At 58.0% G+C, this 12,906-nt stretch carries 12 protein-coding genes; 8 read left to right on the top strand and 4 right to left on the bottom strand.

Going from position 1 to position 12,906, the window contains the following annotated elements:
- Positions 1-65: 65 nt before the first annotated feature.
- Together AC5S3R_RS15710 and AC5S3R_RS15705 are read right to left on the bottom strand one after the other, a co-directional pair.
- Positions 66-2,531 (bottom strand): ATP-dependent Clp protease ATP-binding subunit, encoded by a 2,466-nt coding sequence (locus AC5S3R_RS15710; protein ID WP_494268088.1) that lies wholly within the window; start codon positions 2,529-2,531, stop codon positions 66-68.
- Between the two features lie 315 nt (positions 2,532-2,846).
- Entirely contained in the window at positions 2,847-3,629 is a 783-nt protein-coding gene (locus AC5S3R_RS15705; RefSeq protein WP_494268087.1) for an ABC transporter ATP-binding protein, read from the bottom strand.
- 174 nt (positions 3,630-3,803) lie between these two features.
- Between AC5S3R_RS15705 and AC5S3R_RS15700 the strand changes: the two genes are divergently transcribed.
- Positions 3,804-5,213, top strand: a complete 1,410-nt coding sequence (locus AC5S3R_RS15700; RefSeq protein ID WP_494268086.1) for an amidohydrolase family protein — start codon at positions 3,804-3,806, stop codon at positions 5,211-5,213.
- Between the two features lie 115 nt (positions 5,214-5,328).
- Here AC5S3R_RS15700 and AC5S3R_RS15695 read toward each other — a convergent pair whose 3' ends face one another.
- The gene (locus AC5S3R_RS15695) at positions 5,329-5,823 is read right to left on the bottom strand and encodes a nucleoside deaminase (RefSeq protein WP_494268085.1); all 495 of its coding nucleotides are present in this window, start codon (positions 5,821-5,823) and stop codon (positions 5,329-5,331) included.
- A 146-nt stretch (positions 5,824-5,969) separates the two neighbouring features.
- Here AC5S3R_RS15695 and allB point away from each other — a divergent pair, with 146 nt between their 5' ends.
- From allB to pucL, 7 genes are read left to right on the top strand one after another with little or no spacing between them, the layout of a single operon-like run.
- Complete coding sequence (gene allB, locus AC5S3R_RS15690; protein ID WP_494268084.1) at positions 5,970-7,331, top strand: allantoinase AllB; 1,362 nt, start codon at positions 5,970-5,972, stop codon at positions 7,329-7,331.
- The gene (locus AC5S3R_RS15685; protein ID WP_494268083.1) at positions 7,316-8,551 is read left to right on the top strand and encodes an allantoate amidohydrolase; all 1,236 of its coding nucleotides are present in this window, start codon (positions 7,316-7,318) and stop codon (positions 8,549-8,551) included. The genes allB and AC5S3R_RS15685 overlap by 16 nt, the downstream gene beginning before the upstream one ends.
- A gap of 27 nt (positions 8,552-8,578) precedes the next feature.
- Positions 8,579-9,319, top strand: a complete 741-nt coding sequence (gene allE / locus AC5S3R_RS15680; RefSeq protein WP_494268082.1) for a (S)-ureidoglycine aminohydrolase — start codon at positions 8,579-8,581, stop codon at positions 9,317-9,319.
- A 3-nt stretch (positions 9,320-9,322) separates the two neighbouring features.
- Positions 9,323-10,564 carry a M20 family metallo-hydrolase gene (locus AC5S3R_RS15675; protein WP_494268081.1) on the top strand — a complete coding sequence of 414 codons (1,242 nt, stop codon included), beginning with the start codon at positions 9,323-9,325 and terminating at the stop codon, positions 10,562-10,564.
- An 11-nt stretch (positions 10,565-10,575) separates the two neighbouring features.
- Positions 10,576-11,085 (top strand): 2-oxo-4-hydroxy-4-carboxy-5-ureidoimidazoline decarboxylase, encoded by a 510-nt coding sequence (gene uraD / locus AC5S3R_RS15670; protein ID WP_494268079.1) that lies wholly within the window; start codon positions 10,576-10,578, stop codon positions 11,083-11,085.
- Positions 11,082-11,411, top strand: coding sequence for a hydroxyisourate hydrolase (gene uraH, locus AC5S3R_RS15665; RefSeq protein ID WP_494268077.1), 330 nt, complete (start codon positions 11,082-11,084; stop codon positions 11,409-11,411). The genes uraD and uraH overlap by 4 nt, the downstream gene beginning before the upstream one ends.
- Positions 11,411-12,253 carry a factor-independent urate hydroxylase gene (pucL, locus tag AC5S3R_RS15660; protein WP_494268075.1) on the top strand — a complete coding sequence of 281 codons (843 nt, stop codon included), beginning with the start codon at positions 11,411-11,413 and terminating at the stop codon, positions 12,251-12,253. The genes uraH and pucL overlap by 1 nt, the downstream gene beginning before the upstream one ends.
- Positions 12,254-12,256: 3 nt before the next feature.
- On the opposite strand, the gene AC5S3R_RS15655 is transcribed toward pucL, so the two are convergent.
- A complete protein-coding gene (locus tag AC5S3R_RS15655) occupies positions 12,257-12,841 on the bottom strand; it encodes a nucleotidyltransferase family protein (protein ID WP_494268073.1) in 585 nt (194 codons plus the stop codon).
- Between the last annotated feature and the right edge of the window lie 65 nt (positions 12,842-12,906).

Raw genomic sequence — 12,906 nt, 5'->3', positions numbered from 1 at the left:
TGCCACCAAATGAAGAGGCCTCCGAGAAACCGGAGGCCTTTTCGTGTTTCTGTTGGAGAGCAGTTTTATGCGGAGTACAACAGGATTCCCGCAGCCTTCTCTTCACTACCCGTGTCATCACTGCTGACCGGACGATAGAAGAGCTGGTTGTTGTCGAGGTAGACCTCGAGGAACGCCGGGCGGTCCGTGATATTCCCGGCTATCAACGCCTCGGAAAGCGGGTCTTCCACGTAACGCTGCAGAGCACGGCGCAACGGGCGAGCCCCGTAACTGCGGTCCGTCAGCGTCTTGTCGAGGATCCACTTCTTCGCCTCGTCGGTGACAGAAATCGTAATCGCCTTCTGCACCAGGTTCGTATTGAGTTGCTGTACCAGCAACTCCACAATCTGAATCAGGTCTCCATCCAACAGCGACTGGAAGAGGATGACTTCATCGAGACGGTTCAGGAACTCAGGATTGAAGGTCTTCTTCACTTCCTGCTTGACCAGTTCCTCCACCTTCTCCATCACCAACTCATCGCGCTCACTCTGGAAGCCGAGGCCCTGCTTCTTCTGCAGGTGCCGTGCACCAATGTTCGAGGTCATGATGAGAATCGTGTTCTTGAAGTCCACCGTGTTGCCAAGCCCATCCGTCAACTGCCCGTCTTCAAACACCTGCAGCAGCAGGTTGAAGACATCCGGATGCGCCTTCTCAATTTCATCCAGCAGGACCACCGAGTACGGCGAACGCTTCACGCGTTCCGTAAGCTGACCGCCCTCTTCGTAGCCCACATATCCCGGAGGCGAACCAATCAGCTTCGACACCGAATGCTTCTCCATGAACTCCGACATATCGAAGCGAATCAGCGCCTTGTCCGAACCAAAGAGGAACTGCGCCAGCGTGCGCGCCATCTCCGTCTTACCAACACCCGTCGGGCCCAGGAAGAGGAACGACCCAATCGGACGATGCGGAGATTTCAGCCCTGCACGCGAACGGCGAATCGCACGCGCCAGCGCAGAAATCGCCTTGTCCTGCGAGATCACACGCTTGTGCAGCTCTTCTTCCACGCGCAGCAGCTTCTGCGTCTCTTCTTCCTTGATGCTCGTAACCGGCACGCCCGTCCACCGGCTGACCACATCCTCAATATCCTCGCGGCCCACAATGCCAGCCGCCGAATCATCAAGATGATACTTATCGCGCAGAGCCCGCAGATTCTCGCGCTCCTTGCGTTCTTCATCCGAGTAGAACCGAGCCTTCTCAAACTCGTGATTTGCAATCGCCGAGTCCATGCGGTGAACGATGAACTTGATCCGCTTCTGAACCTCGGTAATCTCTTCGGGAAGCGAAGTCTGCCGCAGCTTTACACGCGCGCCGGCCTCGTCAATCAAGTCAATCGCCTTATCAGGAAGAAAGCGGTCCGGAATGTAGCGATTCGAGTGCGACACCGCAAACTCAATCGCCGCATCCGTATAGCTCACCGCATGAAACTTCTCATAGCGGTCCTTGATGCCCATGATGATCTTGATGGCATCGGTCTCGTTCGGCGGCGGAACCTTGACAGCCTGAAAGCGTCGCTCTAGCGAACGGTCCTTCTCGATGGACTTGCGATATTCCGCCGGTGTGGTTGCGCCGATGCACTGAATCTCCCCACGGCTCAAAGCAGGTTTCAGGATGTTTGCCGCATCGAGCGAACCCTCCGCCGAGCCAGCCCCAACCAGCGTATGCAACTCATCGATAAAGATGATGGAGTTCTGATTTTCCATCAGCTCTTTCATGATGGTCTTCAAACGCTCTTCAAACTGGCCGCGATACTTGGTTCCGGCAACAATCAACGAAAGATCCAGCGCCAGCACTCGCTTGTCGGCAAGGAACGTTGGCACCTCGCCATCCGCAATCCGCTGGGCAAGGCCTTCGACGATGGCCGTTTTGCCAACGCCCGGCTCGCCAATCAGCACCGGATTATTCTTCGTGCGGCGGCAGAGAATCTGGATCACGCGTTCCAGCTCCCCATCGCGCCCAACCAGCGGATCAAGCTGCGCATCCATCGCAGCCTGCGTCAGGTCGCGGCTAAACTCCGCCAGCAAACTCGACTCCCGCTGCTGCCGCTGCGCCGGAGCCTTCTCCTGCGTCACGCGCGCCAGCTCATCGCGAATCTGCGCCAGCTTCAGCCCGCGTTCCTGCAGAATCTCCGAGGCAAAGCTCTTCTCCTCGCGCAGCAATCCCAGCAGCAAATGCTCCGTGCCAATATGCTTGTGCCCCAGCCGCTCGGCTTCTTCCGCCGCATAGGCCAGCACACGCTTGCACTCATTGGATAATGGCAAATCAACCGAGGTAGAAACTTTCTCGCGAATCGTAGTGTGCGCCTCAATCTGCTTGCGGATAGACTCCACCGAAGCATGGGAACGCAAAAAGCGGTTCGTCAGCGCTTTATCCTCGCGCAACAGGCCCAACAGCAGGTGCTCCGTCTCGATATAGGGCGAGCCAAACTGGCTGGCCTCATACCGCGCGAAGAAGATCACGCGCCGCGCCTTCTCCGTATATCGTTCGAACATGGTGTTCTCCCTTATGCCAGGCGAATCGGCCTAAATAGCTGTCTGGTTCTACCAGCCTCAGCTTCCAGCCCGCCGCCCGGTGAAAAACAATGCCGTCCGAGACCACTCTGAAAATACGCTCATGCCCCGGAACAGCGAATCGGATGGTGTCAGAAGGTTTTCTTGACCTGCCTCCAGCGTTCCCCGCCTTTGGCCCACCCTGCCTTGTTAAGATGCCCGCCACTTGCTCGCGGACTCCTCTGCGCGTTTTTGTTATTCAGACTCATCCCGACGCCTGAACGTTTCTGTTGTACTGCGGAACCCGCTTTGTTCCATCTAGTTGCTGTTATTTGTTGAAGTTACAACAAGCCGGCCGCCCTCAAGACGCAACATTCGCGTACATCGGGCAGCCAACTCCATATTGTGCGTTACGAGGATGGAGGTAAGCCCATGGGAACCATGAAGCCGATTGATGAGATCAAAAATCTGCCCTGCCGTCGCCTCGTCCAGATCGCCGGTCGGCTCATCCGCCAGCAGCAGGCGAGGATCGTTCACCAGCGCCCGGGCCAGCGCCACGCGCTGCTGCTCGCCGCCGGAAAGCTCGCCCGGGCGATGCGCCGCGCGCTCCTCCAGCCCCACTTCCCGCAGCCAGTTTGCCGCCTGTGTCATCGCTTCCCGCCGGGTTAGGCCGCGCGCCAACAGCGGCATGGCTACGTTTTCCTGCGCCGTAAACTCCGGCAGAAGATAGTGGAACTGCCAAACGTAGCCAATCTCGCGATTCCGGAAGGCCGCAGCCTGCCGGGCGCCAAGCTCTGCCACGTTGGTTGACGCGCAGTATACAGTCCCTGCGGACGGCGCATCAAGAGCGCCGAGAATGTGCAAAAGTGTGCTTTTTCCCGCACCGGACTGGCCCACAATCGCAACCAGCTCACCAGGCTGCACCTCAAGGTCGAGATTGCGAAACAAGGTCAGCGGCCCGCGAGCCGTTACATAGGTTTTTTCAAGATTGCGAACCTGGACAATCGGAGAATTCGCCGCGTCATCTCCGCACACCCGCAACTCCTGTTCCCGCTGGGAGCGGGGAGCCTGCGTGGCAGCCGCTGGAGGAGGTACGTTCATCCGTACATGTGATTTTAACCTGCTGAACCCGCCGTGCACGCCGCGCAAAAATATTCCCGTTGAAAACAGGTCCGAAATTCCCTGCAATTCAATTTCGGAACACGGCCTTCTCCTAAAACCCCTTCATGCGATTCCCATTGCCATCCCCTATGCCCGCCAGTTATCAACTTCTGTATGCCCCTGAGAAAGAAATGCCTGCTATCCATCCTTGCCGCCGTATGTTTTGCCTGTATTTCTACGCTACTTGCCGCCCAATCCTCTAAGCTTCTCGTCACTCATGCCTACTTCCTCACCATGGCGGAAGGCCAGAAGACGCCTTTCACCGGCTACATGCTCGTGGACAGCGAAGGCAAAATTCTTGCGATTCACGCTGGCGAACCTCCGGCCAATACGCATGCCGATGCCACATGGGATGCTCATGGCGACTGGATTATTCCCGGCTTTCTCTCCGCGCACTCCCATCTCTGGCAAAGCGCTTTTCGCGGCATTGCGGCTGACAAAACACTTCCCGGCTGGATTGACGGGCTCTATATTCATCACGCTGCGTACGCCAAGCCTGACGATTTCTACTGGTTCACTCTGCACGGCGCGCTTGACCATCTCTCCCACGGCATTACGGGAGCCTACGACTTTGCGTATGGCGGAACCTCGTGGGGGCTGTGCAAGCAGAATGACTGCGACGAAGCCGAATTCCGCGCCGAAACGGACTCCGGCATTCGCTTTGTCCACGGCTACCAGCCAGACCAGATCAGCACCACCGACACACAGGCAATGGCACGCACACGCCTTAAGGGTTTTCTTGACTGGACCGCTGCGCAGCCCCGAACTTCGCGCTTTCTAAGCGTGATGCTGAACGGCTCAACCGCCTTCAACGATACCTATCAGCAGTCTCTTGCGGAAAAAGCCATGATGGATGAGTTCCACATTGGCAACCAGAGCCACTATCTGGAGCCGCCTGACACGGTAGGCGAAGAACAAACCAAGTTCCGCTGGTTCATGGACTCCGGCTTGCTCGGTCCTACGCTCTACTTCGGGCATTTCATCCATACCAATGACTACATCCTCGACCAGGTGGCCAAGGCGCATGGCGGCATGAGTTGGAACCCGCTCTCAAATGGCCGCCTTGCATCCGGCGTTGCGGATATTCCGAAGTACCGGAAGAAAGGCATCCGCATTGGCATGGGCGTGGATGGCGAAGCCAGCGCCGACCTTGCCGATCCGTTTGAAAACATGCGCACCGGCCTTTATGCGATTCATGACAAGTATGAGGACGCCACCATCATGAGTCCCTATGACGTTCTCTACCTGCACACCATGGGCTCGGCAGACGTGATGGGCGTGAAGGACAAGTTAGGCAGCCTTGAAGCTGGCAAGTTTGCGGACTTTGTGGCTATCAACCCTGACCGGCTTGGAAGCATCTTTGATCCGTACGCCAATCTTGTTCTTGTAGCCGCGGAGCGCGATATTGACCGCGTTTACATAGGTGGCGAGCTCAAGGTTGAGGATGGCAAACTTCTCGGCCAGGATATAAGGAAGATTCAAGCGGAAGTGAACCGCCGCGCTACAGCTACCGGAGGGCACTGAAGCAGCTTTGCTGAAGCCTTTGATGCTGACAAGAAAGAAATTCGGGGAAATTTTCGGATTTAGGGCCTGGCAAAGTTTTCCCGCAAGTCAGCCACGCGCACCGATGCGGTCTGGATCAGTACGCGGTCTTGGTTGGCGATTCCAGCCACGCCGCAAAGCTTTCCCAGGCCTCATCTCCCAGCAACCGCACCGCAGGCAGCGCCCTCTCATGCGAATCCTTCTTAAACTCTGCATAGAGAAACGCGTCGTCAAACCCTGCCTTCGCCGCGTCTGCCGCACAGGCTCCGTAATAGACAGCATCCAGACGAGCCCAGTAGCTTGCCGCCAAACACATCGGGCAAGGCTCACAACTCGTATAAAGCACGCACCCCGCCAGCGAAAACGCCCCCAGCGCCTTGGCCGCCGCGCGAATCGCCGTCACCTCCGCATGCGCTGTTGGGTCATGCGTCGCAGTCACCGAGTTCGCGCCCTCACCAATAATCTTGCCGTCGCGAACAATCACCGCTCCAAACGGCCCTCCACGCCCGGAAGTGACATTCTCCGTGGCAAGCGCAATGGCACGGCGCAAAAACTCCGGATTCGGCACATCATGACTCGGCCCAGCCGTCATTCTTCATCATCCTCTGCTACAAAAGTAAACACAGTTCAAGCTATCTCCTAATTTAACCGCCGCCAAAAATCGCATCATGAAACTCGCCTCAAAGCGAGTTTCAAAAAGTGAATCAAAGCCCAAAAGCATAATATGAGATAGCTTCTATGGCGCAGGCATTCCGCTCAACCCGCGTGGTGACCCCTGAAGGCGTACGCTCCGCCACGGTCTTTGTGGACGCAGGCAAGATCACCGACGTCGCGCCGTGGGATGCGCCCCTTATCTGCGACATTATCCATGACTTCGGCAGCCTTGCCCTGCTCCCCGGTCTTGTAGATACCCATGTTCACATCAACGACCCCGGCAGGGACTGGGAAGGCTTTGCAACGGCCACTCAGGCGGCGGCCTCCGGCGGTGTAACCACGCTCGTGGATATGCCACTCAACTGCATTCCGGAAACAACCACCGCCACAGCCCTGGAAGAGAAACGCCGCGCCGCGCAAGGTTCCGCGTGGACAGACTGGGCCGCATGGGGCGGTCTTGTTCACGGCAACGCGGACGAACTCCCTGCCCTCATCGCCGCCGGGGTTCCCGGCTTCAAATGCTTCCTCGTCCACTCCGGCGTGGACGGCTTCTCCGCAGCAGAGGAATCCGACCTTTGCTCAGCTCTTGCAAAGCTCAAAGACACGGGCCTGCCGCTGCTTGCGCATGCAGAACTAGCCGGCTCGATTGACCATGAGACCGCCGCTCTCAATGCGCAATCCGCCGACTGGCAGCATTACTCGACTTACCTGTCTTCGCGACCGGACTCTGCCGAAGTGGAAGCGATTGCCTTGCTCATCCGCTTATGCGAGGATTTCGGCACGCCCGTCCACATTGTCCATCTCGCCACGGCGCAGGCCCTGCCCATGCTCAGCGAAGCCCGCAAACGCGGTCTGCCTGTCACTGTCGAAACCTGCCTTCACTATCTCCATTTCGCCGCCGAAGAAATTCCCGTCGGCGCAACCGAATACAAATGCGCCCCACCCATCCGCAGCGCACAAAACCGCGAAGCACTGTGGCAAGCTCTCGCTACCGGAGTCATCGACATGGTGACGACAGACCACTCCCCTTGCCCGCCCAGCATGAAGAAGCAGGACATAGGGCGTTTTGATGGGGCATGGGGCGGCATCGCCAGCCTCGGCCTCGGGCTCCCCATCCTCTGGACTGGCCTGCTGGAACGCCTCTTCACCCCCGAAGCAGCGCTGACGCATGTTGCCGAATGGCTCTCCGCATCACCAACGCGCCTGGCTGCGCTGCATAGCAAAGGTGCCATTCGCACTGGCGCTGATGCAGACTTTGCAGTCTTTGATACCGACACCATCCACAAAGTAGAAGAGAGCATGCTCCACTTCCGGCATAAGCTTTCGCCTTATCTTGGTGCGAGTCTCCGCGGGCGCGTTACGGAAACGTGGCTTCGCGGCGAGAAGATTTTTACCAACGGCTCTTTCGCCCCCACCCCACACGGACAAGAATGCCCACACCGCTAAAAGACCGCGCGCAACGCGCCATTATCGAATGTCTTCACTACGCCCGCTTTACGGAAGAACCCGGACGCATCACACGCCGCTTTCTTACACCGCCCGTACGGGAACTCCACGGCTGGCTCGGGCATCGCATGGAAGCTCTCGGCATGACGGTACGCACGGATGCCATCGGCAACTTGCGCGGCATCTATCAACCCGCCAATGCCAGCCCCAGGCGCCTGGTAATTGGCTCGCATATTGATAGCGTTCCCAATGCCGGCGCTTTCGATGGTGTTCTGGGTGTGGTGCTTGGTTTGGAGCTAGTGCAAATTGCAAAAGAGCGCGAGCTTCCGCTGAGCATTGAGGTCATCGCCTTCAGCGAAGAGGAAGGCGTGCGCTTTGGCGTTCCGTTCCTTGGCAGCCGCGCCGTTGCCGGCAGTTTCGACCCCGCGCTGCTGGAGCGAAAGGATGCCGATGGCGTTACTTTGTCGGAAGCCATCCGCGCCTACGGACTTAATCCAGCGGAAATCCCCGCAGCGCAACTCGATTCCAACGCAGCCGCCTTCTTTGAAATCCACATTGAACAAGGCCCTGTCCTCGAATCGGAAAATCTGCAGCTCGCCGTTGTCAGCGCCATTGTTGGGCAGATGCGCAGCACGCTGACCTTTACCGGGCACGCCAACCATGCCGGGACAACTCCGCCATCGCTGCGGCATGACGCGCTGGCAGCCGCCGCGGAATGGATTACCGCTGTCGAAGCTGCAGCCCTGCGTACGGAAGGCCTGGTTGCCACCGTTGGCCAAATTGCAGTTGAGCCAAATGCCGCAAACGTTGTCCCCGGCCTTGCGCGCCTCAGCCTCGACGTTCGCCACGCTGATGACGCCGTGCGGACAGCAGCCGTAAGTGTGCTTATCGAAGAAGCGCATGCAATTGCGCAGCGCCGCAAGCTCATCGTCGCGTTTGAAGAAACAATGAGCGAGCCGGCCATTCCAATGGACAGGCAACTCACCGCTCATCTCACCAGCGCCCTTCAATCATCCGGCTTTCCTCTCCGCATTCTGCCCAGCGGCGCAGGCCATGACACCATGATGCTTGCCTCGCATATTCCCTCCGCCATGCTCTTTGTTCGCAGCATTGGCGGCATCAGTCATCACCCTGACGAGTCTGTACGCGAGCAGGATGTAGAAGCAGCGCTCGAGGTTGCAGCCAGCTTCCTTCAACGCATTGCAGCAACCATCAGCTAAAATCAGACGCACATTGAGTGAGGTTCTATGCACCGTCTCGGACATACCCGCAGCAGCCTTAAGCCCGACCATCTTCTGCAAACGCCCGATGCCTTCATCCGCACCGCGCTCAACGGCGCAACAGGCGTGAATGTCATCCTGCACGCCGCTCCGCAACTCGGCGCGGAGTTCACGCAGCTCACAGCAGAGTTCAGCGCCGGAGGAACGCTCGCGCCTGCGCCCGCACAGCGCTTTCTTTACGTTCTGCAAGGCGAATTAACGCTGGAAGCAGCCGGACAGACACATACGCTTAAGCCCGGAGGCTTTGCATATCTTCCCGAAGGCACGCCGCACACGGTTACAGCAGCGGCAGCAGCAAAGGCCACTGTTATTGAGAAGCCTTACGAGACACCGAACGCGTCGGAACGGCCAGAAATTCTCATCGGCAACCAGTCGGAGATACCTTCCACGATTCCCATCACTGGAGAAGACGGTCTCCGCCTCCAAACTTTTCTACCCGATGCGCCCGCCTACGACTTCGCCGTCAACATCATGACTTACGACCCCGGCACTGCGTTGCCTATGGTCGAAATCCATGTGATGGAGCACGGCCTTCTCATGCTGGAAGGTGGCGGCATCTACCGGCTCGGTGACAACTGGTATTCCGTTACCGCAGGCGACTTCATTTATATGGCTCCTTATTGCCCGCAGTGGTTTGGTGCCCTTGGCAAGCAGCCTGCGAAGTACCTCATCTACAAGGATTCACGCCGTCACCCACTCGGAGAGTAAAGCATGCCGCGTCCCCCGCTCAGCATTGACGGCCTTATCAACGAGCTGCTTACGCTCGGCCGCATCTCGCAGGCCGACCCGCCCGTTGTTACTCGCGTGGTCTTCAGCCAGGCAGACCTTCGCGCACGCACTTATGTAAAGGATCTTTGCGTAGAAGCAGGGCTCACGATTCATGAAGATGCCATTGGCAACACCTTCGCCCGCTGGCAGGGCTCTGACCCAGCGCTTGCACCCATTGGAACTGGCTCGCATATTGACGCAATTCCTAACGCGGGCCTCTATGACGGCTGCGTTGGCGTGCTCGGCGGACTGGAGGCGATTCGCGTTCTACAGAAGCTTGGCTTCAAGCCACGTCGCTCCATTGAACTGGTCATCTTCACTTCAGAGGAGCCAACGCGCTTCGGCATTGGATGCCTTGGAAGCCGCATGATGTCCGGAGCGCTTTCACCTGCCCTGGCTCGTACGCTGCGCGACAACCAGGGCAGCACTCTTGAGGAACTGCGCTCTGCCGCGGGCTTCTCCGGACCGATTGAATCCGTTGCGTTGCCTTCCGGACACTTCCATCAATTCATCGAGTTGCACATCGAGCAAGGCCCCACTCTCGAGGCGGAAAACATCGGCATAGGCCTTGTCACGCACATCGCTGCCCCGGCAGGCCAACGCATTGTGATTGAGGGAGAAGGCGGGCATGCAGGAGCCATGCTCATGCCTGTGCGTCACGACGCTCTCACTGCCGCTGCGGAAATCATTCTTACCGCCGAGAGCGCTGCGAAAGCTACAGGAGCTATCGATACGGTGGCAACCGTGGGTGTCTGCGAGGTCTTTCCTGGAGCGGTTAACTCTGTGCCCTCCCGCGTAAAGCTTGAGCTGGATATTCGCGATATTGACGCGGCACGCCGCGACCGCGTGCTCGCAGAGATTCAGTCTGCATGCAACGCTGCCGCTGCGAAACGAGGCGTTCGCATCACCACGGAAACCATCAACGCCGACCCGCCCGCCACCTGCGATGAAGCTATCCTCGCCACGCTGGAAGAATCCGCGATTGCCGCTGGAAGCAGCTATAAGCGCATGGTGAGCCGCGCTTATCACGACTCGCTTTTCATGGCGCGCATCTGCCCGGTCGCCATGCTGTTTATTCCCTGCCGCAAGGGCGTAAGCCACCGGCCCGACGAATACGCTTCACCGGAATGGATCGGCACCGGCGTTCACGTCCTCGCCCGCACGCTGGCTGAACTTGCGAACTGAAATGCACACTCATGAATGCCATTCTTGAAGCGTGGAATCAGGCCGACGCGCATAGCGCCACCGAAGCAATGCTCGCATGCTGCGGTGCTAAGCGCTGGGCTGTAGCAATGACCGCTGCACGGCCTCTCTCCACGCAACAAGCGCTCTACGCGGCTGCTGACGAAATCTGGTCACAGATGACCGAATCAGACTGGCTTGAAGCATTCGTCTGTCATCCACGCATTGGCGAACGCAAGGCTGCGCACGCATCGCAACAATCCGCAGCATGGTCGCAGCAAGAGCAATCTTCCACTACATCCGCTTCACAAGAAATTCTGGATGCGATTGCGCAGGCGAATTTGCAGTATGAAAAACTCTTCGGCTTCACCTATATTGTTTGTGCAACGGGAAAATCTTCCGAAGAGATGCTTGCTATCCTGCAGCGCCGCCTGCACAACGACCGCGCAACAGAACTTCGCGAGGCCGCCGAGCAGCAGCGGCAAATTATGCACATCCGCTTAACAAAATGGTTGGAGCTATGAGCACAATTACTACGCATGTACTCGACACAGCGCTCGGCAAGCCTGCAATCGGCATCCCTGTCACGCTCGAATCGCTGGCGGACGGCGCATGGACTGCCATTGCGCAATCGGCAACCGACACCGACGGCCGTGTGCGTGACCTTGTTACAGATGCAAAGCCCGGCCACTACCGCCTCACCTTTCATCTGCGCGACTACTTTGCGAAGCAGGGCCGCACGAGCCTCTATCCTGAAGTCATTCTCGCCTTTCATGCCGGCGGCGATGCGCACTACCATCTGCCGCTGCTGCTCAGCGACAACAGCTATACAACCTATCGAGGGAGCTAATGGCCAAACTGGGAACAAACCGCTACGGCAAGTCGCGTGTCCGGTTATCACGCATTACGCGCAAGGGCGATGTGCACGAGTTTGTTGAATGGAACGTGCAGGTTCTGCTGGAAGGCGAGTTTAAGACCGCCTTCACCGAGGCCGACAACAGCAACATTCTGCCTACCGACACGATGAAGAACACCGTGTACTCCGTTGCGCGAGCCTCCAAGGCAGAAAGCATGGAAGAGTTCGCAATCGAGCTTGGCGACTACCTTCTGGCAAACAACGCGCACGTGTCTTCCGTCAGCATTGAAGTCTCGGATAGAGCCTGGGAACGTGTGCTGCTGGACGGTAACGCCGAGCCAACAACCTTCAAGCTTGGCGGGCCGGAGCTTTACACCGCGCACGTTACGCGCATGCAGAACGGGCCGTGGCAGATAACCTCTGGCGTCTCAGGCCTCACCATCCTCAAGACCACCAACTCCGCATTTACCGGTTACATCGTAGACAAGCTGACAACGCTGAAGCCCGCGACAGACCGCATCTTTGGCACCAGTGCTACGGCGACATGGGAATACTCCGCTACCGGCACGCAATTCAACGAAGTGCGCAATCACATCATCAGCGCACTGCTCAAAACCTTTGCCGCGCATGACAGCCAGTCCGTTCAACACACGCTCTATGACATGGCACAAGCCGCGCTCGATGCCGCGCCGGAGATTGCGCGCATCAAGCTCACCATGCCGAACCTTCACCACCTGCTGGCGAATCTTGAACCCTTCGGACAGGACAATCCCAATCACATCTTTGTTCCGATTGACGAGCCGCATGGTTATATTGAAGCGACCGTGGAGCGCTGAGGCTTAGCCCAGCTTTGCAAGGTCTTCCGGGGTGTCCACATCCACTTCCCCACCCGGAAAATCAACCGTAACCAGCGCGCATGTGGGATTCTTCAAGAGAGCACGAGCGCCCTTGTCGCCGCTCAGCTCATATAACTCCGCAAAGACACTGCGCGGAAAAATCGCAGGCACACCGAGGACTCCTGCATATTCCGAAGCGACGATTCCTTCGCGCCGCTCCGCAATAAACACCTCCATCAGCGCATGCAGATGTTCCGTTGTCAGCTTAGGCTGGTCGCAGGTCAAAATCAGCACTCCATCCACGTCGGGAGCACTCTCTTCCACTGCACGTAGCCCCACATGAATCGAGCTTGCAATCCCTTGCGCCCAATCCGCATTCCGCACGGCATGCACGCTGCTGAGATCAATAGAGGCGGCAATCGCATCGGCCTGCGCACCGAGCACTGCCGCTACCGGCGCGGCTCCTGCTTCACGCGCTACGCGGATTGCACGCGCAAGCAGCTTCTCTCCGTGATACTCCACAAGTTGCTTAGCGTGGCCGAGTCTTCGGCTTGCTCCGGCAGCCAATATAATCGCCGCAATCGTCATCGCATTCAGTGTAGAAGATGCGTCTTCATGGCATCCTCATGCGCTGTTGCGTCTAAGCCTTGACC

This window comes from Occallatibacter sp. FHG110214_02 (assembly GCF_059115385.1).
Note: the sequence above shows the minus strand (reverse complement) of the source record. Positions and strands in the feature narration are given on the sequence as shown.